Origin of the sequence: Streptosporangium sp. NPDC049046 (assembly GCF_040649155.1) — a bacterium.
Taxonomy (GTDB): domain Bacteria; phylum Actinomycetota; class Actinomycetes; order Streptosporangiales; family Streptosporangiaceae; genus Streptosporangium.
Map to the genome: position 1 here is coordinate 1 of NZ_JBEZEZ010000058.1, position 25,454 is coordinate 25,454.

At 71.8% G+C, this 25,454-nt stretch carries 19 protein-coding genes; 7 read left to right on the plus strand and 12 right to left on the minus strand.

All coding sequences use genetic code 11. The features are described 5' to 3' along the window. Nucleotides 1–131: 131 nt before the first annotated feature. Genes AB0B96_RS39650 through AB0B96_RS39660 form a run of 3 tightly spaced genes read right to left on the minus strand, consistent with a single transcriptional unit; the run spans nucleotide 132 to nucleotide 5,296 of the window. Nucleotides 132–3,431 carry an amino acid adenylation domain-containing protein gene (locus tag AB0B96_RS39650; protein ID WP_362907311.1) on the minus strand — a complete coding sequence of 1,100 codons (3,300 nt, stop codon included), beginning with the start codon at nucleotides 3,429–3,431 and terminating at the stop codon, nucleotides 132–134. A 12-nt stretch (nucleotides 3,432–3,443) separates the two neighbouring features. Continuing rightward, nucleotides 3,444–4,676, minus strand: a complete 1,233-nt coding sequence (locus AB0B96_RS39655) for a cytochrome P450 (protein WP_362907313.1) — start codon at nucleotides 4,674–4,676, stop codon at nucleotides 3,444–3,446. Then, entirely contained in the window at nucleotides 4,673–5,296 is a 624-nt protein-coding gene (locus tag AB0B96_RS39660) for an FkbM family methyltransferase (RefSeq protein ID WP_362907315.1), read from the minus strand. Before AB0B96_RS39660 ends, AB0B96_RS39655 begins: the two co-directional genes overlap by 4 nt. Nucleotides 5,297–5,332: 36 nt before the next feature. Between AB0B96_RS39660 and AB0B96_RS39665 the strand changes: the two genes are divergently transcribed. Beyond that, nucleotides 5,333–5,527, plus strand: coding sequence for a hypothetical protein (locus tag AB0B96_RS39665; RefSeq protein ID WP_362907317.1), 195 nt, complete (start codon nucleotides 5,333–5,335; stop codon nucleotides 5,525–5,527). 25 nt (nucleotides 5,528–5,552) lie between these two features. Next, complete coding sequence (locus AB0B96_RS39670) at nucleotides 5,553–6,911, plus strand: MFS transporter (protein ID WP_362907319.1); 1,359 nt, start codon at nucleotides 5,553–5,555, stop codon at nucleotides 6,909–6,911. Between the two features lie 19 nt (nucleotides 6,912–6,930). On the opposite strand, the gene AB0B96_RS39675 is transcribed toward AB0B96_RS39670, so the two are convergent. From AB0B96_RS39675 to AB0B96_RS39685, 3 genes are read right to left on the minus strand one after another with little or no spacing between them, the layout of a single operon-like run. After that, complete coding sequence (locus AB0B96_RS39675) at nucleotides 6,931–7,686, minus strand: thioesterase domain-containing protein (protein WP_362907321.1); 756 nt, start codon at nucleotides 7,684–7,686, stop codon at nucleotides 6,931–6,933. Continuing rightward, nucleotides 7,683–9,455 carry a non-ribosomal peptide synthetase gene (locus AB0B96_RS39680; protein ID WP_362907323.1) on the minus strand — a complete coding sequence of 591 codons (1,773 nt, stop codon included), beginning with the start codon at nucleotides 9,453–9,455 and terminating at the stop codon, nucleotides 7,683–7,685. Before AB0B96_RS39680 ends, AB0B96_RS39675 begins: the two co-directional genes overlap by 4 nt. Before the next feature lie 14 nt (nucleotides 9,456–9,469). After that, nucleotides 9,470–10,186 carry an LmbU family transcriptional regulator gene (locus AB0B96_RS39685; protein WP_350950324.1) on the minus strand — a complete coding sequence of 239 codons (717 nt, stop codon included), beginning with the start codon at nucleotides 10,184–10,186 and terminating at the stop codon, nucleotides 9,470–9,472. Between the two features lie 310 nt (nucleotides 10,187–10,496). On the opposite strand from AB0B96_RS39685, the gene AB0B96_RS39690 reads away from it, so the two are divergent. Beyond that, complete coding sequence (locus AB0B96_RS39690) at nucleotides 10,497–11,885, plus strand: cation:proton antiporter (RefSeq protein WP_362907324.1); 1,389 nt, start codon at nucleotides 10,497–10,499, stop codon at nucleotides 11,883–11,885. Between the two features lie 163 nt (nucleotides 11,886–12,048). Here AB0B96_RS39690 and AB0B96_RS39695 read toward each other — a convergent pair whose 3' ends face one another. From AB0B96_RS39695 to purF, 4 genes are read right to left on the minus strand one after another with little or no spacing between them, the layout of a single operon-like run. Continuing rightward, the gene (locus AB0B96_RS39695; RefSeq protein WP_362907326.1) at nucleotides 12,049–13,077 is read right to left on the minus strand and encodes a hypothetical protein; all 1,029 of its coding nucleotides are present in this window, start codon (nucleotides 13,075–13,077) and stop codon (nucleotides 12,049–12,051) included. 40 nt (nucleotides 13,078–13,117) lie between these two features. Continuing rightward, on the minus strand, nucleotides 13,118–14,335 hold the full coding sequence (locus AB0B96_RS39700) for a DegT/DnrJ/EryC1/StrS family aminotransferase (protein ID WP_362907328.1): 1,218 nt from the start codon (nucleotides 14,333–14,335) through the stop codon (nucleotides 13,118–13,120). Beyond that, nucleotides 14,332–15,051, minus strand: a complete 720-nt coding sequence (locus tag AB0B96_RS39705) for a class I SAM-dependent methyltransferase (protein WP_362907330.1) — start codon at nucleotides 15,049–15,051, stop codon at nucleotides 14,332–14,334. Before AB0B96_RS39705 ends, AB0B96_RS39700 begins: the two co-directional genes overlap by 4 nt. A gap of 32 nt (nucleotides 15,052–15,083) precedes the next feature. Beyond that, the gene (purF, locus tag AB0B96_RS39710) at nucleotides 15,084–16,571 is read right to left on the minus strand and encodes an amidophosphoribosyltransferase (protein ID WP_362907332.1); all 1,488 of its coding nucleotides are present in this window, start codon (nucleotides 16,569–16,571) and stop codon (nucleotides 15,084–15,086) included. 118 nt (nucleotides 16,572–16,689) lie between these two features. Between purF and AB0B96_RS39715 the strand changes: the two genes are divergently transcribed. From AB0B96_RS39715 to AB0B96_RS39725, 3 genes are read left to right on the plus strand one after another with little or no spacing between them, the layout of a single operon-like run. Continuing rightward, on the plus strand, nucleotides 16,690–16,902 hold the full coding sequence (locus AB0B96_RS39715) for an MbtH family NRPS accessory protein (RefSeq protein ID WP_350950330.1): 213 nt from the start codon (nucleotides 16,690–16,692) through the stop codon (nucleotides 16,900–16,902). 54 nt (nucleotides 16,903–16,956) lie between these two features. Beyond that, complete coding sequence (locus AB0B96_RS39720; RefSeq protein ID WP_362907335.1) at nucleotides 16,957–19,464, plus strand: amino acid adenylation domain-containing protein; 2,508 nt, start codon at nucleotides 16,957–16,959, stop codon at nucleotides 19,462–19,464. Beyond that, on the plus strand, nucleotides 19,461–23,033 hold the full coding sequence (locus AB0B96_RS39725; RefSeq protein WP_362907337.1) for a condensation domain-containing protein: 3,573 nt from the start codon (nucleotides 19,461–19,463) through the stop codon (nucleotides 23,031–23,033). The genes AB0B96_RS39720 and AB0B96_RS39725 overlap by 4 nt, the downstream gene beginning before the upstream one ends. 212 nt (nucleotides 23,034–23,245) lie before the next feature. On the opposite strand, the gene AB0B96_RS39730 is transcribed toward AB0B96_RS39725, so the two are convergent. Beyond that, nucleotides 23,246–24,298, minus strand: coding sequence for an NAD(P)-dependent alcohol dehydrogenase (locus AB0B96_RS39730; protein ID WP_362907339.1), 1,053 nt, complete (start codon nucleotides 24,296–24,298; stop codon nucleotides 23,246–23,248). Nucleotides 24,299–24,392: 94 nt separating this feature from the next. Here AB0B96_RS39730 and AB0B96_RS39735 point away from each other — a divergent pair, with 94 nt between their 5' ends. Beyond that, complete coding sequence (locus tag AB0B96_RS39735; protein ID WP_362907341.1) at nucleotides 24,393–24,971, plus strand: TetR family transcriptional regulator; 579 nt, start codon at nucleotides 24,393–24,395, stop codon at nucleotides 24,969–24,971. A 99-nt stretch (nucleotides 24,972–25,070) separates the two neighbouring features. On the opposite strand, the gene AB0B96_RS39740 is transcribed toward AB0B96_RS39735, so the two are convergent. Continuing rightward, a partial coding sequence (locus tag AB0B96_RS39740) for a hypothetical protein (protein ID WP_362907343.1) occupies nucleotides 25,071–25,454 on the minus strand: 384 nt, incomplete at its 5' end.

The window sequence follows — 25,454 nt, forward strand, 5'->3', positions numbered from 1 at the left end:
CGGCGCAGCCCGCGGCCCCGGCCGCACCCCCCCCCCGGGCCCTCGTCATGCGCGGGTCAGGGGGCCGGGCATCCCGCCGGGCGGGATGTCCCGCCGCCCGAGGCCCGGGCGCGAAGCCCGGGCCCCACGGCTCAGACCTTCGCCTCCGCCTTGGCTTCGGCCTTGGCGAGAGCGCCGTCCACCGCCTCGGCGAAGTCGGCGAGCCCCGGGTTCTCGAACAGCACCCGGATCGGCACGTTCACCGCGAACCTCTCCCGCACCTGGGTGATCACCTGCGCGGCCACCAGGGAGTGACCGCCGATCTCCAGGAAGTCGTCCTCGCGGGCGATCCGCCTGAGCTTCAGCACCTCGGCCCAGATCTCGGCGATCGTCTGCTCCGTCGCGGTCTGTGGCGCGTCGAAGTCGTCGTCACCGCCGTCACCGCCGTCGCCGCCGGGTTCGGGCAGCGCCTGGCGGTCCACCTTGCCCGAGGAGGTGAGCGGCATCGCGTCCAGCGTCACGTACGAGGAGGGCAGCATGTACGCGGGCAGCGAGCCCTGCAGGAACCGGTGCAGCTCGCCGGTGAGGCCGCTGCGGTCGGCGATGATCCTGGAGGCGTCGTCGAGCACGACGTAGGAGACGAGCCGGTCGTCGCGCACGCTGACCACGGCCTCGCGCACCCCCGGATAGCGGGTGATCGCGGCCTCGATCTCGGCGGGCTCCACCCGGAAACCGCGGATCTTCACCTGGTGGTCCACCCGGCCCACGTACTGCAGCCGGCCGTCGGGCAGGTAGCGGGCCAGGTCGCCGGTCCGGTAGAGCCGGGCGCCGGGAGGGCCGTACGGGTCGGGCATGAACGACTGCGCGGTCAGGCCGGGCTTGCCCCGGTAGCCGTGCGCCAGGCCGGTGCCGCCGACGTACAGCTCGCCGGGCACGCCCGCGGGGAGCGGGTTGAGCCAGCGGTCCATCACGTAGGCCCGGAAGTTGGCGAGCGGCCGGCCGATCGGCGGCGCGTACGCGGCGGCGGGGTCGCAGGTCCCCATCGTGGCGCACACGGTCGTCTCCGTCGGCCCGTAGGCGTTGACGAAGACACGGCCGGGAGCCCAGGTCCGCACCAGCCCGGTCGGGCAGTGCTCGCCCGCGACGACCATGAGCCGCACCGTGTCCAGCTCGTCGCCCTTGAGCGTGCTGAGGAAGGTCGGCGGGAACGTGGCCGCGGTCACCCCCTGCTCGCAGATGGCCTTCGCCGTCTCCTGCGGGGTCATGGCCGACGGGTCCAGCACGCACAGTGCCGACCCGTTCAGCAGCGCCATCGTGATCTCCCAGATCGAGGCGTCGAAGCTGAGCGAGGCGAACAGCGCCACCCGGTCGTCGGACGTCAGGGAGAACTCCCGGGACAGGGCCGAGGCGAGGTTGCCGACGCCGCGGTGCGGCACCTCCACGCCCTTGGGCCGCCCGGTCGAGCCCGAGGTGTAGATGAGGTAGGCGGGGGCATCGGGCGCGGGCGTCAGGCCGGGACTCGTGCCCGGCTCCTCCGCCTCGATCGTGCGCCACTCGGCGTCCAGTTCGATCGTGCGCACCCGGTCGTCGCGCACCCGGCCCGCGTGCTCGGCGCCGGTGAGGACGAGCCGTGCCCCGCTGTCGTCGAGGATGTAGCCCAGCCGGTCGGGCGGCAGCGCCGGATCCAGCGGCAGGTAGACCCCGCCGGACTTGACGATGCCGAGGAAGGCGACGAGCGCCTCGGCCGAGCGGCCGGTCATCGAGCCGACGATGTGGCCCGGCCGCACCCCGTCGCGGATCAGCCGGTGGGCGACCCGGTTGGCGCGCTCGTCCAGCTCCCGGTAGGTCAGCCGCCGCTCACCGGCGAGCACCGCGAGCGCGTCGGGGGCGGCGGCGGCGCGCGCCTCGAACAGGGCGCCGATGCCGGCCTCCTCGTCGAAGGGCGTCTCGGTGCGGTTCCACTCCTCGACCACCAGCCGCAGTTGCTCGGCGTCCAGCAGCGAGAGCGAGGAGATGGGCCGCGCGGGGTCGCGCACGGCGTCGGACAGCAGGGTGACGTACTGCTCGGCCCTGGTCCTGGCTCCCGGCGCGTCGAACAGGTCGAGCCCGTAGCGCATCTCCCCGTCGAGCGAGCCGGGCACCAGGACGAGCGCGAGGTCCGAGGCGAGCGGGAAACGGCCCGCCACCAGGGGCGAGACCTGGACGCCCGGCAGCCGCAGCGCCCTCCAGGCGGGGGCTGCCTGGTCGAACTCCGCCTGGTAGAACGGCTGCACGCCACTGGAGGCGTCCAGTTCCAGCTCCTCGGCCAGCCGGTGCGCGGGGTAGGAGCCGTGCGCGGCCGCCTCGTCCAGCGCGTCGCGCACCTGGGCGACGACGGCGGTGAACGAGGGGTCGCCCTCGCAGCCGATCCGGATCGGGAACGCCGGGGCGCGCTCTGCGGTGGGCACGGGTACGCCGACCACGACCTCGTCCTGGCCCGACCAGCGGCACAGCGCGACCGCCCACGCGGCCAGCGTGACGGCCCGGGTGTCGGTCTCGCCGGGCGGGACGGTCTCCGCCTGCCCCGACCAGCGGGACAGCGTCATCGCCCGCGCGGCCCGGGTGGCGCTTTCCGCGTCGGCCTCGCGGGCCATGGTCTCGACCAGCGCGGCCGTCTCCGGCGGGACGGTGAAGGTCACCTGGGCACCGGTGAAACCGGGTACGGCGGGACGGCTCCTGTCGGAGGGCAGGTCCAGGGCGGGGGGCATGCCGTCGAGCCGCTCACGCCAGTAGGCGAGGTCCGCGGCCTCCGCGCCGGTGCCGTCGACGGAGGCGTGGCCGTCGGCCGGGGCGGCCGGGCCGGCGGGGGACGCGGCGGCGGTGAACGGGTCGGCGGGGGAGCCGTTCGAGGAGCCGTCGGGAGAGGAGTGTCCGGCGGAGGAGCCGTTGGGGGAAACGTGGTCGGCGGAGCCGTTGGAGGAGGCGCGGAACGTGACGCCCGAGGCGTCCTCGTACGCCAGGGAGATCTCCCGCGCGAGGCCCGCCAGGACGCGCTCGTCGGCCACGAGCCGGTGCGCCGTCACGACGAGCGCGTGGTCGTCGTCGGCCATCCGCGCCAGGGCGATCCGCACCGGCGGGCCGTTCTCCAGGTCGAGGCCCCGGTTGGCCTGCTCGGAGACGAGCCGGGCGAGCGCCTCCTCGCGGCGGCTCGCGTCGTGCCTGCCCAGTTCCACCGGCGAAGGGACGGTGACGCGCCGGGGCTCGGCCCCGGAGTCGCCGGGCAACGCCGGCCGCAGATCCTCGCGCGCCTCCAGCACGTGTTCCAGCGCGGTGATGAGGGCCTTCTCGTCCACGGGGCCGCGCAACCGCGCCGCGAGCGTGACCTGGTCGGTGTGGTCACCTGCGGGTTTGGCCCGGTAGGACCTCCACCCGCTCTCCTGGATCGGCGACAGCGAAGTCTTGCTGTCCGGCATGGGGTGCTCCAATCAGTGTCCGGCGTGGTCGAGTTCGAGGTGGACGGGGACGCGGTCGACGCCCCACATGAGGTTCGAGCGCAGTCGCTTCACCGGCCCGGTGAGCTCCATGCGGGCCACCCGGCGGGTCAGCTCCTCCAGCAGCACGCGCAGTTCGAACCTGGCGAGCGCCGCGCCGATGCACAGGTGCTTGCCGAGGCCGAACGTGAGGTGCCTGTTGGGGGTGCGCCCGATGTCGAAGCGGCGCGCGTCGGGGAAGGCGTCCTCGTCGCGGTTGACGGCCGGGTGCCACACGCTGACCCGCTCACCGGCCCGGATGGTCTGATCTCCGATCTTCGTGTCGCGCAGCGCGGTGCGCATGACGTTGAGGCTGGGGGCGGTCCAGCGCAGCACCTCCTCCACGGCGGTCGGGATGAGCGAGGGGTCCTCGCGCAGCCGTCGCCACTCGTCGGGGTTCTCCACCAGGGCGATGACGGCCCCCGCCGAGGCGTGCCTGGTCGTCTCGTTGCCTCCGGTGATGAGGCCGTTGATGTTGAGCAGGATCTCCTCGTCGGTGAGGGGGGTCCCGTCGATCCGGCCGCGGATCAGCACGCTGATCACGTCGTCGCCGAGGTCGTCGCGCCGTTCGGCCAGCAGGTCGGCGTAGTAGGCGAAGATGTTGGCGTTGGCCTCGGCCTTCTCGGCGTCGGAGATGACGTCGTCGGAGGCGGCGGAGCCGAACGCGGTGCGCGTCCACTGGATCATCAGGTCCCAGTCGGCGCGGGGCACGCCCAGCAGCTCGCAGATGACCGAGAGCGGCAGCCTGCCCGCCACCGTGTCGACGAAGTCGAAGGAGTCCTTCTGGGCGTTCTCCTCGAGCATCCCGCCCACCGTCTCGCGCATCGCGCCCTCCAGGCGGCGTACCACCCGGGGGGTGAGCGCGGGGTTCATCACGTCGCGCAGCTGGCTGTGGCGGCCGTCGGTGACGATGAGCATCTTGCCGGCGGCGGCGCGGGCGGCGGACTCGGTCTGCCCCACCTGCATGCCCCGCTCGGAGGTGAAATTCGTCTTGTCGAGATAGACGGCGACGCCGTCCGCGTATTTGGTGAAAGCCCAGAAACTCGGCCCGTCCGACCTGGCGTTCCAGAACATCGGCCGGTGCTCCTGCAGGTAATGCAGGACGCCGAGGCCGGAGTCGGGGGCCGTGTAGATGTCCGGATCCGCCAGATCCAGATTTTTCAGATTCACGGTCGTGTCCACTGTCATAGGGAATTCCTCCGTGCGTACACGTCGAAGATGTCCGTGTCCTTCAGCAGGGGATCCTGGCCGATGTCGACCTGAAATCCACGGCCGGTGAGATCGTCGCGTACGGACGCGAGTCTGCCGTCGATGTCGTGGACCTGCATGACGATTTGGTCGACCGCCTCCCAGTCGCCGGGAGCGATTCCGTCCAGGACATCGCATTCGGCTTTCTCGACGTTGATTTTCAACAGTCCTATGCGGTCCACGCCCTCGGTGGCCATCACCTCGGAGATCGTCCGCACCTGGCACTCCTGCTTCTCCGTGACGTGCCTGCCCTCGGCCATGTCGGTCACGTCCTCGGGGGCGAAACCGCTGTTGGCGAGGAATGTCCTGGTCACCTCGGCGTCGTGGTCGACGTCGGTGTACATCCCCGACATCGCGGTGGTCTCCGGGTAGACGGTGATGACCGCCGTCCCCGGGGCGCGGGAGAGCGCGCAGTCGAACGCCCTGGCGTTCAGGCCGTGGGCGGACAGATTCGCGCACAACGCGTCGTAAAGCGGCCTGGCGGGCTCGAACGCGAGAATCCGGGTGCCCGGACATTCCCAATGAAACGCCAGCGCGGCGATTCCGATGTTGGCTCCCACGTCGAACACCGTCATTCCAGGCTCAAGGCGAACATCATGCCTGAAGTAGCTTCTGTCGCCCACGATACTGCGATACTGCAGGCTGGTCTCGGCGGGATTGAGCTGGAATACCACATGACCGTCGGGGAGTGTCATCTGGCGCACTCGCTGATTGTTTTCCAGTGTGCCTCTTCGGTGATTTCGCATATCATCACCCTTAACAAAAACCTTATTACAGTCAACCAGAGGTGAAACCCGACAAGGACGGAACGATCTCATGGACACTCAGGGAACAGAAGTCAGGGCGCCGGAGGAAAAGCCGCCCTCTCTCTGGCGAAACCCCGACTTCAACCGGCTCTGGGCCGGCCAGTCGGTCTCGGTCCTCGGCTCCGAGCTGACCACCCTGGCACTCCCGCTGACCGCGATCCTCATGCTGCAGGCCACCTCCTTCGAGGTCGGCCTGCTCAACACGATGCGTACGATCGCCGCGCTCCTGCTGACGCTGGTCGCCGGCGTGCTCATCGACCGCTACCGCCGCAGGCCGCTGATGGTCGCCTCCAACCTCGGGCGGGCGGGCATCGTGATGCTGATCCCGATCGCGGCCTTCGTCGGCTTCCTCGACATGTGGGTGCTCTACGTGGTCGCGGTCGTGGTCGGCGGCCTGTCGGTGGTCTTCGGGATCGCCTACGCCGCCTACATGCCGACCCTGCTGAGCGAGGAGCACCTGGTCGCCGGCAACAGCCGGATGGCCGCGACCGAGTCGGTGGGCGCCATCGCGGGATCCAGCGCGGGCGGCGTGCTCATCGACCTGTTCCGGCCCGCGTACGTGATGCTGGGCGACGCGATCGCCTTCCTCATCTCCGCCTTCGCCCTGTCGCGCATCCGTCACGTCGAGCCGCCCGTCGAGCGCAAGGACAGCGGCGGGCGCGGCGCCGTCGCGGCGATGCTCCACGACATCAAGCACGGCCTGAAGGTCACCTACCGCAACGACTACGCCCGGCCGCTCATCATCAACTCCGCCGGGGCGAACTTCGGGTCGATGATGATCCTGACCCTGTTCCTGCTGTACGCGGCGAGGGAACTGCAGCTGTCGGGCACCTGGATCGGCTTCATCTACGCGATGGGCAGCATCGGCGGCGTCGTCGGCGCCGTCTTCGCGAGCAAGCTGTTCGAGAAGCTCGGCTACGGCCGAGGCATCATGGCCGCCCTGATCGCGTTCCGGGTGCTGTGCTTCACGCCGTTCGTGGCCGGTCCGCAGTGGCTGCAGATCACCCTGTTCTCGGTGATCTGGTTCGTCACCGTGTTCGGCGTGGTGGCCGGCAACATCGGCCAGCTCACGCTCTTCCAGTACGTGATCCCCAACCACCTGCGGGGCCGGGTCATCGGCGCGAGCCGCGCGGTCTACCTCGGCATCCTGCCGCTGTCCGCGATGCTGGCCGGCGTGCTGGGCGAGCTGATCGGCATCAAGCCCGCCATCTACGCCGGGGCCGCGTTCCTGCTGCCCTGGATCATCCTGCTGTTCCGCTCCCCGGTGCCGCACCTGCGCAGGCTTGAGGACGCCGAGTTCCTGCGGGACGACGAGGAGCCCGCCGAGGCCGAAGGACCCGGCGGGCGCGAGGACGGCAAGGGCGTCTGAGGTCAACGGTTCGACTCGTTCAACCGGGGACACGCGCGGACATGCTCCGCGAGATCTCGTCCAGCAGGGCGGCGGGCGCCTGGAGGTAGCTCCAGTGCCCGCCGTCCAGCACCGTGTAGCGGGCCTCGCCGTAGGACTCCCAGCCGGCCATCTGCTCCGGGGGGATCTGCGTGTCGCCCGACCAGCCGATCGCGGTGATCGGGCACGGCAGCTCCACCGGGTCGGTCTTGTCGAAGCGGCCGTAGGCGGCCACGTCGGCGCGCATGACGTCCGCGGCCATCTCCACCAGCTCGGGCATCGGCTCGGCGCCACGCGCCCGCATGAGGTCCGACACCAGCGCGCCCACCTGCTCCTCGTCGAGCTTGAGGATGCTCGGCCACGACGCCCGGTGCGGCGGGACCATCGAGGAGGCGAACAGGTGGCCGGGCAGCGGGCCGCCGCGCTCCATGAGCAGCAGTGTCGCCTCGTAGCCGATGAAGACCGTGCCGCAGTGGCTGATGAAGCCGAACGGCCGGTCCAGGTAGGGCACCAGGCCCTCCAGCATCTCGGCGGCGACGGCCGCGTAGCTCTCGAACAACGGCTCGCGCAGCCGGTTCTCCCTGCCGGGCAGCTGGACGGGGCACAGCTCGATCCCGTCCACCTCGGCGGGCCAGCTGTGATACATCGACGCCCCCGCCCCCGGGTACGGCAGGCACCACAGCCTCGCCCTCGCCTCGGGGGCGGGGGTGCGCAACAGCCACGTGGGGCGGCTCTTCCTCCGCTTTCTCTCGGTCATCTCGCCTTTCCTTCCGCCTTGATGTTCCGGATGAGGGTCTCGGGGGTCGGCGCCCGCAGAAAGTCGCGCAGCCGGATCCGCACGCCGTAGCGCGTCCCGATCCGGTCGACGAGACGGGTGGCCGAAAGGGAGTCGCCGCCCGAGCGGATGAAGTGGTCGCCCAGCGCGCCGCGCGCCCCGAGCGCCTGCTCCCACAGCTCCAGCACCCCCGCCGTCACGAGGTCGGTCTCTTTCTCGTGCCCGCCGTCTCCGGGGGGAGCGGCTTCCCTCGGGGCGCCGGCTCCCGGGTGATCGGTTCCGCGGGGATCGCCCCAGGAGGGCGCGGGCAGCGCGCGCCGGTCCACCTTGTTGCTGGAGTTCAGCGGCAGCCGCTCCATCGCGGTCCAGGCGACCGGCACCATCGGTGCGGGCAGACGCGCCGAGGTGAAGGCACGCAGCTCCCCGGCCCAGGTCTCGCGCACGGTGCCGTCCGCGGTGCCGTCCCGGACGACGTAGGCGCACAGTCTCAGGTCGCCCCCGGGACCGGGCACGCCCGTCACGACGCACTCGTGCACCGCGGGGTGTTCGAGCAGTACGGCCTCCACCTCCGCGGGCTCCACCCGATGGCCACGGATCTTGACCTGCTGGTCGACGCGGCCGCGGTGCTCGAGCCGCCCGTCCGGCCGCTCCAGCACGAGGTCACCGGTCCGGTAGACACGGTCTCCTCCGCCCGAGGGATCGGGCAGGAAGCGTTCCGCGGTGCGGGCGGGCTCGCCCAGGTAGCCCCGGGCGAGCTCGGGACCGGAGACGAACAGCTCCCCCACCTCGCCGGCCGCGACCGGAGTCAGGCCGGAGGTGAGGACGGGCACGCCGACATCGGGCCAGGCGCGCCCGATGGGGGGCCGGGCGCGCCTGGCGGCCTCGTCGGCGGTGACCGAGGTGAGGCGGTCCTCCAGCGGGACCAGGCAGCTCGTCACGCCGTTGGCCTCGGCGGAGCCGTACTCCACCGCGACCTCGAACGGCAGGTCGGGCGAGGGCCACACGCGCACCGCGTCGCTGCCGACCGTCATGAGCCGCAGCGCCGTCCGCTCGGGCCACGGCAGGCCGTACAGCAACTCGGCGAGCGGCATGTTCACGTACGCGCGGGTGATGCCCGAGGCGACCATCCAGTCGCGCAGTTCCGGTGGTGAGCCCGCGGTCGCCGCGTCGGCGACGTGCACGCTCGCGCCGGAGCACAGGTACGGCCACAACTCCACCACCGAGACCGACGAGGCCGGGGGAGCCAGCCAGCTGGAGCGGTCGGCGGGGGTGATGCGGTACGCCTCGGCGTGGGTGGCGACCCGGTGGGCGATCGCCCGGTGGGTCACCCCGACGAGCTTGGGTCGCCCCGTCGACCCGGAGGTGTGCACCGCGTACGCGAGCTGGTCCTCGTGCACGGGGACGCCGGGACTCTCGCCGGAGGGTTCGGCGTCGAGAGGGCCGTCGATCACCACGGGGCAGCCGTCGAGGACCGCGGCGACACGGTCCTCGGGCCAGCCGGGGTCGAGCAGCACCGCCGCGCCGCCCGCCTTGCAGACGGCGAGCAACGCGACGAGCAGGTCGGGGGAGCGGTCAAGCCGCAGGGGGACGAGGGTCTCGGGGCCGACGCCGCGTCGCAGGAGCGAGCGGGCGAGGCCGTTGGCACGGGCGTCGAGGTCTCGATACGTGAACAGGACGGCCCCGGAGACCAGGGCCGTCCTGTTCGGTGCCTCGGACGCCTTCTTCTCGAACAGCGTGTGGACGGCGTCCACCTGTCCTCCGTTCCTCACCCGGCCTTGGCGTCGCGGAGCTCGCGTGCGGGGATCTCACCGGTGGCGACCTGGTTGAGGATGAGCCTCGCCCACTCCTCCACGCTGCGGTTCATCCGGCGGGCCGCGTCACGCCACGACTGCTCCTGGTCGACCGGTACGTCGATATGGATGACGGCCTTCTCCTTGGCGGCCTGCGCGGCCCGGTCCGACGCGGAAAGGGCCGCGGTGCGGTGGGCCTTGATCTGGCTGCGGAGACGATTTCTGGACCAGTTGAAGCGTTCGGCGCGGTCCAGCCAGAGCATCTGCTCGTGGTCGGGAAGCGCGGCCACTTCCGCGTGGTGCTGAAGGCTGAGCTTGTCTCGCCGGCGGGATACCGGGAATCGCCGCGCGACCCAGGCGTAATTGCGCAGGGTCTGGATATCCAGGGAGCTCTCCTCGACCGCTCTCTTGTAACGGTCGGTGTATTCGGTTTCGCCGTAGACCAGCCAGTCGCCGAGCCACCAGGCGGAGGAGTCGGCGATGAGGGAGATCTGGTGACCGATCCGCCGCCAGGTGTCGAAGGGGAGGCTCGACGGGAGCTGCAGCCCGGTCCTCCGGGGCTTGGCGGACGCGTCCAGGGCCAGCTTGGAGCCCTGTGGGCTACTGCGGCGCGGTGCCGGGACGGGAGGCCTCTCATCACAGGATGGGGGGACTTGGCGGTTCGCCTCTCGGTTGGGGGAGAGCACCTGCATGCGACTGTTCCTCCGGATTTCTGTGCACTTGGAGTGAGTCAGGTCTGTCCCTTACCCGTCGTTCCGGAAAGCGCACTTTCGATCATGAGTAATTTCGAGACGGCCCTCCTGAGGTACAACGGAAATGCGAAAACACGCCGTTGACCAGCTGAGTCTCCAATCAGCTTGGCGATTTTTTTTGCTCTGTGATATACGCGCCGGTTCAGAATTCAACCTCTCGGAAATGGAATCGATCATGCCGTATCCAAGGTTTCGGTCCGCGAATACGCGCACTTTGTGTCATTCTCTGGTCGCGTACGGTCTCGCGATCGTGCTGCCCTCCGTGCTGGCGCTGCTGATGCTGGGACTCGACCCGGGGACGGCCACCGGTCCCGTCCCGGTGCCCTCGGTGGAGCCGGGGCGGGAGCAGGAGGTGCCGGCCACCCCTCTGCTGCTGCTGTCCATCACGGTGGTCGTCGCGCTGGCCCACTTCGGCGGGGCCGTCTTCCGCGGGCTGGGCCAGCCCCGGGTGATCGGGGAGATGGCCGCGGGCATCGTGCTCGGCCCCTCCCTGCTCGGCGCCGTGTGGCCCGAGGCCTACCGCGCGCTGTTCCCCAGCGCCGTGATGCCGTATCTGAACCTGCTGGCCCAGTTCGGGCTGGCCTTCTTCATGTTCCTGGTCGGGCTGGAGTTGCGCGGCGACCTGCTGCGCGGCCGGGGCCGGGTCGCGGCGCTCTGCGGCCAAGCGAGCGTGGCGATCCCGTTCGCGCTCGGGGTCGCGCTCGCCCTGCTGATCTACACGCCGCTGGCGACCGCCTCCGTCGACTTCCCGGTCTTCGCGCTGTTCGTCGGGGCCGCGCTGAGTGTCACCGCGTTTCCCGTACTGGCGAGGATCCTGCTGGAACGCGGGCTCTTCCACACCCCGACCGGAGCGCTCACCGTCACCTGCGCCGCCATCGCCGACGTCACCGCGTGGCTGCTGCTGGCCGTGGCGGTCACCATGGCGAAGGGCTCCTCGCCCGCCGAGGCGCTGCGCACGCTCGGTCTCACCGTCGCCTTCGCCGCCGTCATGGTCGGGGTGGTACGGCCACTGCTGACCCGGCTGCTGCGCCGGGGGCTCTCCCAGGAGGCGACGCTGCCCGTCGTCATCGTGGGCCTGCTCGTCTCAGGACTGCTGACCGAGCTGATCGGCATCCACCTGATCTTCGGAGCCTTCCTGTTCGGCGTCCTGTTCCCGCGCGACGGCGACGTACGGCTGCGGCGGGTCCGCGAGCGCACCCAGGACTTCACCACCTCCTTCCTGCTGCCGCCCTTCTTCGCCTTCGTCGGGCTCAACACCCAGATCGGGCTGCTCAGCCAGGACCTGGCCATGTGGGGATGGTGCCTGCTGATCCTCGCCGTCGCCGTGGTGGGCAAGGTCGGCGGCGTGATGGTCATCGCCAGGCCGATGGGTGTGCCGGGGAGAGAGGCCGTGCGGCTCGGGGTGCTGATGAACTGCCGGGGGGTGACCGAGCTGGTGATCCTGAGCATCGGCCTCGGCCTCGGCATCATCACCCAGGTGCTGTTCACGATGCTGGTGATCGTCGCGCTGGTCTCCACGGCCGCGACGGCGCCCCTGCTCGGGCTGCTCGACCGGTGGGACGCGCGGCGCGACGGGAAGGCGTCGGACGGGAGCCGAGGGGAGCCCGAGGCGGCGGGAGCGGTGCCCCGATCCGCCTGAACCGAGATCGGGGGCCGAGAACGGGAGGCCGGAATCGGGGAATCGGGGAGGGGGAGAGCGGGAAGCCGGCGAGGAGAGAGCAGGGGGCCGGTGAAGAACAGGGGAGGCGGGAAGCCATGAACGGGTGCGACGAGAGGAGGGGCGGGGAGGTGGGGGAGCGGGGTCAGGAGGCGCGGGGCAGCACCCGGGGCTCCGTGCCCAGCTCGCGCAGCTTGGCGCGGACCTCCTGCGGGCTCTCCCCGGCGACGGTGAGCCGGGAGGTGGCGAACACCTCGCCGTCGGCGTCGGTGATCGGGTCACCGCTGTAGGGGATCTCGCCGCTGAAGCGGGCGGCGTACAGGTGGTCGCGCAGCTCGGGCCGGGCGTGCAGGGAGAAGATCGGCAGCCGGGTCGCCATCGCGGCCAGCCGCATGGTGCCCGACACCCGGGGGTTGATCTCCAGCAGGTGCACCTCCCCGGTCCTGGTCAGCAGGAACTCCACCTCCAGGTAGCCGTGCGCCTCGGCCAGGTCGGCGAGCCGCTTGCCGACGGCCCGCAGCTTGCGCTCCCAGGTGCCGCCGAGCGTCGGGCCGGGGCACAGCCGCAGCCGCCGCCACGGCGGGACCAGGTCGGGCGAGGTCGCCCCCTTCCACACCGGCGGGAACGTCGCCGTGCCGTGCTCGTCGCGGTAGACCAGCACCGAGTACTCGATCCCGTCGACATACAACTCGCCCAGCTCGTTGGGGGCGAGGCGGCACTCGTCCGCCCGGGTCAGCCGGGTGCCGACACTCTGCGTGCCGTGCCGGTCCTTGATGACCACGGGGGTGTCGGGGCCCGTCTCGGGCAGCGGCTCACCGGCCCGCGCCCACGGCGGGGAGACCAGGCGGTAGCGGTCGAAGAACTCCTTCATCAGGATCTTGTCGCTGCCCAGCGAGGCGCACAGCCGTGACTGGCACTCGGCCCCGTGGCCGAGCTCGCGGAGCCGGAAGGCGAGCAGCTGGTCGCGGCCGAGTGTCGTGTGGCTGGAGTGGAAGACCACCGTCGCCCGTGGCGTCTCGCCGATCGCGTCGAGCAGCGGGGCCACGTCGACGCGGTGGTCCTCGCCGGTGAAGACGACCCGGTCCCGCGGGCCGAGGTCGACGAAGTGACCGAACCAGCTCTCCAGGCTGGCGGGGGCGACGGCATGGATGACGGGAAACATTTGTCGGCTCATGTGGATTACTCCGGAATCGACGCTGGAAACAGGAATGACGTTACGCGGTACGCGCCATCGAGAATGCGTCGTCGAACGCCTCGAGATACGCGCCGACCAGTGGTGAGTTCGGTTCCCAAAGAAAGTTCACCGGCAATTTCATCCACCTGGCGAACAATTCCGTGGAACGCGGGAACGGCCGGTCGTTCACCGCCGCGGCGGCCCGCACGGCGGCGGCGACCGCCGGTGACCAGTCGGGCGCGGTGCCCTGGAAGAGCGGGAAGACGTGCAGCGGCCGGGTGGCCGGGGCGCGCACCTTCAGGCCGCGCTCCTGACCGGCACTCACCAGCTCGTCCCGGCTGAACGGGCACTCCGGCGTCACCTCGACGACCCCGTCGTACCACGCCCCCATCGTGACGCCCTCGGCGACGGGGGAGGGGCGCACGCCCGGCAGCGCGCCGAGCCCCGCGGACAGGGCGGACATGTTGCCCCCCCTGCGTTCCACCAGCTCGTCCAGGCGGTCGAGGTGGCTCTGGGCGAGCACGGCCCCCGGCGTGGAGATGCGGAAGTTGCCGCCGAGCCCGGTGAGCAGGAACGGCTGGTAGCGGGCGGCGTCGATGGTGAGGTCGGTGCGGTGCCGGAAGTTGGTCAGCAGGCAGGCGCGGGCGAAGACGTCCTCGGAGTCGGTGAGGAGCATGCCGCCCATGCCCCCCGAGATCAGCTTCCTGCCGCCCACGCTGAAGACCGAGATGTCGCCCATGGAGCCCACGGGCCGGGAGCGGAAGGTGGAGCCGTGGGCGTGCGAGCAGTCCTCGACCAGCGCGAGCCCGCGCCGGTCGGCCACCGCGCGCAGGGCGTCCATGTCACAGCTGTGGCCCCACAGGTGAGTGACGACGATCGCGGCCGTACGGGGCGTGACCAGCGCCTCCACGTCCGCCGCGGCCACGTTCCCGTCGGCGCCGCCCGCGTCGCAGAGCACCGGCACCGCGCCCAGCAGGAACAGCGGTGAGGCGGTGCTGAAGAACGTGAGGTCCGGGACGATCACCTCGTCGCCGGGGCCGATGCCCAGCGCGAAGTAGGCGGCGAGCAGTCCTGCGGTGCCGGAGGTGAGCGCGAGGGCGTGGGCGCGGCCGTGCCGCTCGGCGAACGACCGCTCCAGCTCGGCCAGTTCGGGGCCGTAGTCGTAGTCGAACGTGCGCCCCAGCGTCACCAGCTCGGCGACCCTCGCCGCCACGCCGTCGTCGTAGACCGGCCATTCGAGCGGGTGCGGCGGGCTCACGCGACCGCCCCCTTGCGGACCACGAGCCTGGTCACCGCGTGGGTGTGCGGTTCCTCGTGGCCCTTGTGGGTGTGCGTGGAGTCGGTGTCGGTGGCGCTCAGCACGGTCCACCCGGCGTACCTGGCGAGATACCAGTCGTGGGGCAGCAGGACCGGCATGCGCATCTCGCCGGCGGGAGGTACGTAGGCGTGGCCGCGGTTGAACATGAGCAGGGCGTTCACCCCTCCCGGCCTGGTCGCCGCCTGGAGTCCGGCGACGACGTCGGCGACCTGTTCCTCGTCCTCCAGCCAGTGCAGGACGCTGCACGCCAGCACCCCGTCGAACGCGGCGGGCTCCAGATCGGCGGTGCGCGCGTCGCCCCGCCGCCACTCGATCCCCCCGGCGTCACCCCACGCCCGCGCGCCGTTCTCCAGCGCGGCGGCCGACACGTCCATCGCGAGCACCCGCGCGCCCCGCTGGGCGAGCCGCACCGCGTTGCGTCCCTCACCGCACCCCACGTCGAGGACGGCGGGCGCGCCCGCGCCGGGTGGCGAGGCGGGCGGGCCGATCTCCTCGGGGGCCGCCGGCAGGGAGAGCGCGTCTGCCAGGGCGTCGGAGATCCGGTCTGGCCTGCGTCCCCACAGGCAGGCGGTCCTGGTGTACCGGGCGTCGCATCCACCGTCGTCGTCGTAGCCGGTCGGCCGCATGTGCTGTGTGTGCTGTGTGTTGGGTCCCATTTGGCGGAGGCTAGGCGCGGCCTTGATCACCGTCAACGGGGGTGGACGGCCGCCGGAGGCGCCGTGTGCCGCAGGGCCTGTGCGGGTACGAGCTTCAACTTGTCGCGTCCCTGACTCACCGGGGTGGGGTACTCGCCGGTGATGCAGCCCTCGCACAATCCCTCGCCCGCCGCGCTGCCGACCGTGTGACGCATGCCCGCCACCGACAGGTACGCCAGGCTCGTCGCGCCGATGATCCGGCACACCTCCCCGGTCTCGCGGCCGGTCGCGACCAGCTCACCGGTGTCGACGATGTCCACCCCGTAGTGGCAGGGCGCGATCAGCGCCGGAGCGGCGATCCGCACGTGCACCTCGCTCGCCCCCGACTCGCGCAGCAGCGTGACGATGCGCCGCATGGTGGACCCGCGCACGATCGAGTCGTCGACCACCACGACCCTGGCCCCGTCCACCGGCGAGCCGATGGAGAACTTGCGCCGCAGCTTGCGCTCACGCCGCCGCCGGTCGGGCTCGATGAACGTCCTGCCCACCTGCTCGTCGCGGACCAGCGCCCCGGCCAGCGGGAGTCCGGCCGCCCGCGCGTACCCCCTGGCGGCGGGCACACCGGAGGCGGGGACGGCCACGACCAGGTCGGCGTCCGCCGGGGACTCCAGCGCCAGCCGTTCACCGAACGCCATCCGCGTCGCGCCGGTCCTGGCGCCGCCGATCCTGGAGTCCTGCCTGGTCAGGTAGAGGTGCTCGAACACGCAGAAGCCGCGCGGGGCGGGGGCCGCCACGCGGTACGTCCCGATCGGCCGGCCGTCGCGCAGGACGAGCAGCTCGCCCGGCTCCACCTCCCGCTGCCCGGAGCAGCCGAGCGCGTCGAGCGTGCAGGTCTCCGAGGCGACGACCGCCCTGCCCTCGGCGAACCCGGCGACCAGGGGACGGATGCCGTGCGGGTCCCTGAAGGCCACGAGCCGGTCGCCGACGGCGCACACCACCGAGTACGCGCCGCGCAGCACCCGCATGGCCCGCGCGACCGCCACCACGATCGGGTCGGAGTCGGGGTAATCACTGTCCTGAGAGGCCGGGCCATCAACGGCGTTCAGGTCGTTCAGGCCGTTCAGGGCGCCGGCGAGAAGGGCGAGGATGACCTCGGAGTCGCTGGTCGAGCGGAACGCGTAGCCCTCGCGGCCGAGCCGGGCGCGCAGTTCGGCGGCGTTGGTGAGATCACCGTTGTGCGCCAGCGCGATGCGCCGCGCCTCGTGCACGAAGGGCTGGGAGTTCTCCAGCAGCGTGGCGCCCGTGGTGGAGTAACGGGTGTGGGCGACCGCGAGCCTCCCGGCGGGCCAGTCGTCGCGGGCGGAGTCACCGCAGTCCGAGCGCGAGGCGAACCCCAGCGACCGCCGGACCCGCACGCCCTCCGGTCCGGCCACCGCGATGCCCCACGACTCCTGGCCACGGTGCTGCAGGGTGACGAGCCCGTCGAAGGCCGGCCGCCCGGCGGTCCCATCGAGAACAGATACGCCGGCTATTCCACACATAGCTCCCCTTCAAAACCCTAACATTTCGCGGAAAGTGCGTTAAATCGCTTCTGCTTGACCATGGCATTGTTTGATTGCAACGTCGTGTCGAATGGCGAATGAGGCAAAGGAGAGTCGAATGGCAGAGTCAGTGGATACGGCCGAGTACACGGTGGTGCGCAATCACGAGGAGCAGTACTCCATATGGTGGGCCGACCGTGACATTCCCGAGGGCTGGCGCAGCGTCGGCCACAACGGCACGCGTGAGGAGTGCCTGGCCCACATCGAGGAGGTCTGGACGGACATGCGTCCCCTGAGCCTGCGCCGCTGGATGGACGGCGAGCGCCCCTGACCCGCGCGCCCGCCGAGGAGCACGCCGACGAACGGTCCCCCTAAGGAGGAGCCGATGGACACGATCCAGGAGCACGACGCGCGCCTGGTCGTCGAGGAATGGAACCGCACCGAGCTGGCCGACGAGCCGGCGACCGTCATCGAACGGTTCGCCGCCCAGGTCGCCAGGTCGCCCGACGCCACGGCGCTGACGGACGAGGAGGGCACGACCCTCACCTACGACGAGGTACGCCGCGCCGCCAACCGCCTCGCCGGACACCTGCTCGCCCTCGGCCTGCGCCCCGAGGACCGCTGCGCCGTCTACCAGCGCCGCTCGGCCGGCATGGTCGTGTCCATGTTCGGGACACTCGCCGCCGGTGGCGCGTACGTGCCGATCGACGAGGGCAACCCGCCGGAACGGGTCGAGGCGATCCTGCGCGACGCCGGCACCGCCGTGGTGCTGGCCGACTCCACCACCGAGGCCGAGGTGCCGCCCGGCCCGTGGTGCGTGGTCAACGTCGACGACCACCCCGGCAACGACGAGAGCGACCCCGAGGTCCGGCCGCATCCGGCCAACCTCGCCTACGTCATGTACACCTCGGGCAGCACGGGGGCACCCAAGGGCGTCCTCATCGAGCACCGCGCGGTCACCGCGTTCGTCAGGGGCGCCCAGCACCTGTACGGGCTCTCTCCCCAGGACCGCTTCGTGCAGTTCTCCTCGATCGCCTTCGACGTCTCCACCTTCGACGCCTTCGGAGCGCTGCTGTCGGGCGCGGCCCTGCACGTCGCCTCCACCGAGACCCGCACCTCCTCGACGCGCCTTCGCGACCTGCTGCGCGAGCGCCGCATCTCCGTCTACATGGGCACCCCCGGGGTGCTGAGACTGCTGGAGCCCGGCGACTTCCCCGACCTGCGGGTCGTCGCCGTCGGAGGCGAGAGCTACTCGGGTGAGTTCACCACCCGCTGGGCGGCCGGACGCAGGTTCGTCAACAGCTACGGCCCCACCGAGACCACCGTCGGCGTCATCACCCAGGAGTGCGAGGGACACTGGGACGCCTCGCCGCCCATCGGACGCGCCATGCCCAACCACCGGGCCTACGCGCTGGACGAGTCGATGCGTCCTGTCCCGATCGGCACGGTCGGCGAGCTGTACGTGGGAGGCCCCGGCCTCGGACGCGGCTACCTGGGCCGCCCCGGCACGAGCGCGGCCTCCTTCGTCCCCGACCCGTTCGCCACCACGCCCGGCGAGAGGCTCTACCGCACCGGCGACCTGGTGCGCTGGACCCCCGAGGGCGAGCTGGTCTTCGCCGGGCGGGCCGACCGCCAGGTCAAGGTCCGCGGCGTCCGCGTCGAACTGGAGGAGATCGAGGCGACCCTGTGCAGGCACCCCGACATCGCGCACGCCGTGGTCGAGGCCGAGGCGCGCGACGACGGCGACGCCCGCCTGATCGCCTACGTCGTCTCCACCGCCCCCGAACCCCCCGGCGTCACCGAGCTGCGCGAGACCGCGGCCAGGTGGCTGACGGCCCCGCTGGTGCCCAACGAGTTCGTCCACGTGCCCGAGATCCCGCTCACCCCGGCCGGCAAGGTCGACCGCGACGCCCTGGCCGAGGCGAGGGGGCGGCGCGCGGCCGCCGTGGAGACCGGCGACACCAAGAACGCCAGGGACGCCGAGGACACCGAGGACACCAAGCACGCCATGGACGCCAGGGACGCCGAGTGGACGCCGACCCGGCGCAGGGTGGCCGAGGAGATCGTGAAACCGCTGCTCGGCGTCGACTCCCTCGGCCCGCACGACCACTTCTTCGAGCTGGGCGGCACCAGCATCCAGGTCATCCAGCTCCTCGGCAAGGTACGCACGACCTTCGGCATCGAGGTGCCGGTCGTCGAGTTCTTCGACCGGCCCACCATCGCCGGGGTCGCCGACGCCGTCGACTCCGAGGTCCGCTCCGACATCAAGGACATCGTCCGCGAGGGCTGGGACGACATCGCCGACCGCTACGCCGCCTTCCAGTCGGAGTTCTCCGACGGCCCCCGCATGACCTGGACCGGCCACCTGCTCGGCATGCTGCCCGACGAGGACGCGGCCGTGCTGGAGCTGGGCGTCGGCGGCGGCCACGAGTCGTCGCGCCGCCTGGCCGAGGCACACCACCTCACCGCCGTGGACATCTCCGCCGAGCAGCTCAGGCTCGCCGCGAAGACCCTGCCCGGCGCGACGCTCGTCCAGGCCGACATGGCCCAGGCGGAGTTCCCCGACGCCTCCTTCGACGCGGTGGTGTCCATCTACACCCTCACCCACCTGCCGAGGGAGGAGCTTCCCGCCCTGCTGAAGGGCATCGCCCGCTGGCTCAAGCCGGGCGGTCTGCTGCTGGCCACGCTCATGACCGAGGACATCCCCGGCGCGGTGGAGGAGTGGTTCGGCTCGACCATGTTCTTCTCCGGCTTCCCCACCGAGGAGAACCTGCGCCTGCTGCGCGAGGCGGGCCTGGTCCCCGAACGCGACGAGGTCGTGGCGCAACGGACCCCGCTCGGGGAGTCACGCTTCCTCTGGGTGATCGCGAGAAAGACGGAGGGGCCGTCGTGACCGGCCTGCCCGTCCGCACCGCCCCGCTGTCCTACCTTCAGGAGCAGCTCTGGTTCGTCGAGCAGGACGATCCGGGCAACGGCTCGTACAACGAGCTGAAGGTGCTCGTCCTGGACGGCACGCTGGAGGCCGCCAGGCTCGGGCGGGCGCTGGAGCAGGTGGTCGCGCGGCACGACGTGCTGCGCACCACCTTCGTCTACCAGGGCGCGGAACCGGTGCAGGCGGTCTGGGAGCGGGGTCCCGTACTGCGCGAGGCGACCGTCGGCGGCGAGCAGGCGCTCATGGAGTACGCCCGCGAGGTCGCCGAGGCCCCCTACGACCTCGCCTCGGGACCGCTGCTGCGCGCCTCGCTCGTCACGCTCGGCGCGGATCGGCAGGCGCTGGTGCTCGGGGTCCACCACATCATCAGCGACGGGTTCTCGATGAACCTGCTGCTCGACGAACTGGACGCCGCCTACCGGGGAGAACTCCCCGGCGGGCCCCGGAGCGGACCGCATGGCGGATCACACGATGAGCCGCCCGGTGAATCGCCGAGCGGGCCACGTGACGAGCCCTCCGGCGAGTCGCGGAACGGCTCGCGGAACGGCTCGCGGAACGGCTCACGGGACGAGCCGCCCGGCGAGCCATCGGACGGGACGCGAGAGAAGTCACCGGACGAGCCGCCCGCCCAGTACGGCGACTTCGCCCGCTGGCAGCGCGAACAGTTCAGCGGGGGCCGCCTCGCCGCCGACGTCGACCACTGGCGGCGGGAACTCGACGGAGCGCCCACCGTGCTCGAACTGCCCGCCGACCGGCCCCGGCCGCGCCGCCGTGCGGGCGAGGGCAGGCGCGAGCGCTTCCCGCTCGACCCCGCCCTCACGGGCCCGCTCGGCGAGGTCGCCGAACGGGTCGGCGGCACCGTCTTCACCGTGCTGCTCGCCGCCTTCACCGCCACCGTCTACCGCTACACGGGACGCGGCGACATGGTGCTCGGCACCGGCGCCCCCGGCCGCCCCGGACGCGGGTTCGACGGCGCACTCGGCTTCTTCGCCAACATCGTGCCCGTACGGCTGCGCCCGGCGGGCGAGATGCCCTTCACCGACCTGGCCGACGCGGTCAGCGAGGCCGCCTTCGACGCCTTCGACCACCAGTACGTGCCCTTCGAAAAACTCGTGGAGTTCCTGCAGCCCGAGCGAGACGCCGGGCACACCCCGCTCGTGCAGGTCGTCTTCACCATGTGGGACGCCGGGGCGGCCGAGCGTTCCGTCGGCGGCGTGCCCGCGGCCGAGGTCGAGGTGACACGCGGCCGGTCCCGCTTCGACGTCGCGGTCGAGGCGGTACGCCGGGGCGACCGGGTCGACCTCTTCGTCGAGTACGACGACGCCCTCTTCGACGAGGCCACGATCGCCCGGGTGATGCGCCACTACGACCGGGTGCTGCGGGCCGTCGCCGACGACCCCACCCGGACCCTGGCCGACATCCCGATGATCGGCCCGGAGGAGCTGGTCACCCTCACCCAGGGCGACGTGACCGTGCTCGACCACGACGGCAACGTGCTGCCCGCCGGGGCCGTCGGCCGGCTGGTTCACCGCTCCGGCGGCGAGGGCGTGGCAGGTCCCAGCGGACGCCTCGCCATCCGCAGGCCCGACGGGCGCGTGGTCGAACGCGGGCGCGAGGACCGCCTGGTCGGCATCGGCCCCTTCCAGGTGCAGCTGGAGGACGTCGAGGAGGCACTGCGCGCGCACCCCGCCGTCCGCGACGCCGCCGTCGTGGCGGTCGAGGGCGGCGCGGGCCGCGAGCTGGTCGCCTACGCCGTCGCCGAGCCGCCGCCCGACGAGCTGCGCGCCACCCTCGTCGAGCGGCTGCCGCAGTACATGGTGCCCGCCGTCGTCGTGCCGGTGGACCACATCCCGCGCGCCGAGGACGGCCGCGTCGAGACCGGCAGCCTGCCCGACGCCGGCAAGCGCGCGGAGCGGACCGAGCTGCCCGCCCTGGAGGCCGCGCTCTGCGTCATCTGGGCACGCGTCATGCACCTCGACGAGGTGGAGCCCGACGACGACTTCTTCGCCCTGGGCGGCCACTCCATGCTCGCGGCCCGCCTGGTGCGTGAGATCGCCTCCGTGCTCGCCGTGCGCGTACCGCTCATGGCCCTCTTCGAGAACTGCACCCCCGCCGACCTCGCCGACTACATGGCGGCGAGGCATCCCACACTGGAGCACACCCTCGGCGACGCGGGCCGCGCGAGCCGTCCGCTCCCCGTCGGGGAGATCGAGCGGGACGGCGAGGAGCCCGACACCAGCGCGCTGTCCACCGCGCAGCTGCAGATCTGGATCAACGAGCAGCTCGCGGGCGGCGACGCCCGCGACTTCATCGCCGCCGTCACCTACCGGGTGCGCGGCCCGCTCGACGTGGACGCCCTGCGCGGCGCGTTCGACGCGCTGGTCGCGCGACACGAGAACCTGCGCGCCCGTGTGGCGCTCGTCGGCGACGTGCCGGTGCTGCGCTTCGACCCCGGCGTACGCGTCGAGGTGCCCGTCGAGGACCTCACCGGCCTGCCGGAGCAGGAACGCGCGCCGGAGGCGGCCCGCCGCACCGCGAGCGACGCCGACCGCGGCTTCGACCTGTCGGCCGCGCCCTTGGTGAGGGCCACCCTCTACCGGCTCGGCGAGAACGACCACGTCCTCGCGCTCGTTCAGCACCACCTGGTCACCGACGGCGTGTCCATCGGGCTGCTCGTGGGCGAGCTGGGCCGCCTGTACTCCGAGCGGGACGCCACCCCCGCCGCTCCGCACCTGCGCTTCGCCGACTATGTCGCCTGGGAACAGGCCTGGCTCGGCGGCCCCGAGGCTGCGGCCTCGGAACGCTTCTGGCGCGAGCGGCTGCGCGAGGCGCCGGAACTGGTCCTGCCCAGGACCCGCGGCGGGCGACGCGAGAGCCGCGACACCGAGATGATCGCCCACCGCCTGCCGCACGCGGAGTCACGGCGGCTGCTCGCGCTGGCCAGGCAGAACAGGGCCACCCCCTACATGCTGGTAACGGCCGCGTTCGCGGCGATGCTCGCCCAGTGGAGCGGCCAGGACGACGTGGTGATCGGCACCACCGCCGACAACCGGCCGCTGCCCGGCCTGGAGGGCGTGGTCGGCTGCTTCGTCAACATGGTGGCGCTGCGCGTCGACTGCGGCGGCGACCCCACCTTCACCGAGCTGGCCGGGCGGGTGCGCAGGACCGTGCTGGAGGCGTACGCCCACCAGAGCACCCCGTTCAACGAGGTGGTGCGGGCCTTGAAGATCCACCCGGACCCGCGCAGGATGCCGCTGTTCCAGGTGACGTCCGACTGGGCCGGCGACGGACCGGCGATCCCCGAGCTGGCCGGGTGTGAGGTGGGGTTCGACTACGTACACACCAGGGCGAACCGCTACGAGCTGGAGATGTACGCCGGGATGGCGGGGGAGCAGGTGGTGCTCGACCTGGAGTACGCCGTCGAGCTGTGGGACCGTAAGGAGGTCGAGGAGCGCCTGTCGCGGGTGGCGGCGCTGCTCACCCGCGCCGTGGCGGAGCCGGACACCAGGCTCTCGGAGCTGCTCGGCTGACCGACCCCCTTGGTGAGGCGACCTTCCTTCGCGGGGTCGCCTCATCGGGGCGGGTTTCCCACTGTTGGGTTGTCGGGAAACCCGCCAATCCCGACGCCCTCCGTCCTCCGTCCTCCGTCGTCCGCGAGAGCGTCACGGGCTTTGAGCGGCGACGCACCGGCCGGTGATGACGGGCCCCGTCGTGACCCACCGGCCCGTTGCGTCGGGGGTGGTCAGGATGCGGGTTGGTCGAGGTCGGACAGGTCCAGGACGAAGCGGTAGCGGATGTCGCCCTGGCCGAGCCGGGTGAGCGCTTCCTGGTTGAGGGTGGAGGGGAGCACCTCGACATCGGCGGTGATCTGGTGCTCGGCGCAGAAGCCCAGCAGTTCGGCGGTGTGGCGGCGGCCGCCGGTGCCGGAAGCCGTGAGCTTCTTGCGGCCCTGGATCAGGTCCATGACCGACACGGTGGTGGGGAGCGGGTAGCCGAGCACGGCTACCGTGCCGTCCATGACCGCCATGCGCAGCAGCGGGGACAGGTCGTGCGGGGCGGGGATGGTGTCGAGGATGAGGTCGAACCGTCCGCGCGCCGCCGCGAGCCGCGCGTCGTCGGTGGTCACCAGTACGTCGGCGGCGCCGAGTTTGCGGGCGTCGTCGGCTTTTCCCGGAGTTCGGCTGAGGACGGTGACCTCGGCGCCGAGCGCGGCGGCCAGTTTCACGCCCAGGTGCCCCAGGCCGCCGAGGCCGGCCACGGCGACCCGACTGCCCGGCCCGATCCCGGCCGCGCGTAGCGGTTCCCACATGGTGATCCCGGCGCACATCAGCGGTGCGGCGCCGGCCGCGTCCAATGTGTCGGGCAGCCGGTAGGCGAACGTCTCGCGCAGCACGTACTCGCGGCTGTAGGCGCCCTGTGTCTTGGTGCCGTCGACGCGGTCGAGCCCGCCGTAGGTGGTGGTGGGCCGCTCGTAGCAGTAGTTCTCCTGCCCGGCCTGGCACATCGCGCAGGCCTCGCAGGAGTCGACGACGGTACCGACCGCGACCCGGTCGCCGAGGGCGAAGCCGGTGACGGCGGCTCCGGCGGCGGTGACCGTGCCGGTGAACTCGTGACCGGGCACCAGGACGCCCTCGCCCAGGGCGCCGGTGATCCGGTGCAGGTCGCTGTGGCAGACACCGCAGAAGTCGATGCGCACGGCGATGTCGTCATCGCGTAGATCCCGGCGCTCGATCGCGACCCGTTCCAGCGTCGTGGAACCGTCGCCGGTGCTCTGCCAGCCGATGGTGGTGCGCATGAATCCTCCAAAAAAACAAACCATTCGGTCTGCCTCACCGTACCTATTCTGGTCGCGAAAGCAAACCAACTGGTCTGTCTGATATCGTGCTCCCGTGCCTGAACTGCCCACCACCCCGCGTGGCGCTGCGACCAGTCGCCGCATCCTCGACGCGGCCGCCGAGGAATTCGCGCAGTACGGCATCGCCGGAGCCCGGATCGACCGCATCACCGCGGCGGCGCGCACGAACAAGGCTCAGCTCTACGGCTACTTCGGCAGCAAGGACGGCCTGTTCGACGCGGTCATCGCCGACCTGTCCAGCCGGCTCATGACCGCGGTCCCCCTCAACGCCGACGACCTGCCCGGCTGGGCCGTCGGCATGTACGACGAGAACCTGCGCCATCCGGAACTGGTGCGCCTCATGACCTGGCTGCGGCTGGAGCGCCGCCCGACCGGCCGCCTGACCGACAGCCCCGCCGACGGCCCGAAGATCGCCGCCATCACCGCCGCCCAAGCGGCCGGGCGCGTGCGCGATGGCGACCCCGCCGACCTGATGGGCCTGATCATCGCCATGGCGTGCGCGTGGTCACCGGTCAGCGCCTTCTACGCCGCCACGGCCGGCGAGCCCGCCGCCGACCACGACCGCCGCCGCGCTCTGCTGCACGACTGCGTCGCACGCGCCGTTACTCCCTGACCGGCCCGCGGCCCGGGTGACCGCCCCGGACCGCATCTTCGCCGCCGTACCACTGACCGGATCCTTCGCTCGCGGCATGCGACCTCGCGTCGCACCTTGTCATAGCGGGCGGCGCAGCCCGTCCAGCACAAGGGTGATGACACCGTCGGCCTCGGCCCGCCAATCGGGGCGGTCATGGGCCGCGCCGATGCCGTGCAGCACCATCATCAGGGAGCCGGGATCCACGTCGTCGCGGACGGCGCCGTCTCGCACGGCGGCGGTCACCAGGTCGGTGACGGCCTGCTCCAGCGCCCTGCTGCCCTCGGCGAGGGCACTCGAGCGATCGGCCATGAGCGTGGCCAATGTCCGGGCCAGGCCCTCGTGGGCGTCTATGTGGTCGACCATGCCGCGTAGGAAGGTCGCCAATGCCTCCGCCGCGGGCAGCGTGGCCTGCAGCCGGCGGGCGCGGTCGCACAGTGCGGCGACCTCTCCGTGGTAGACCGC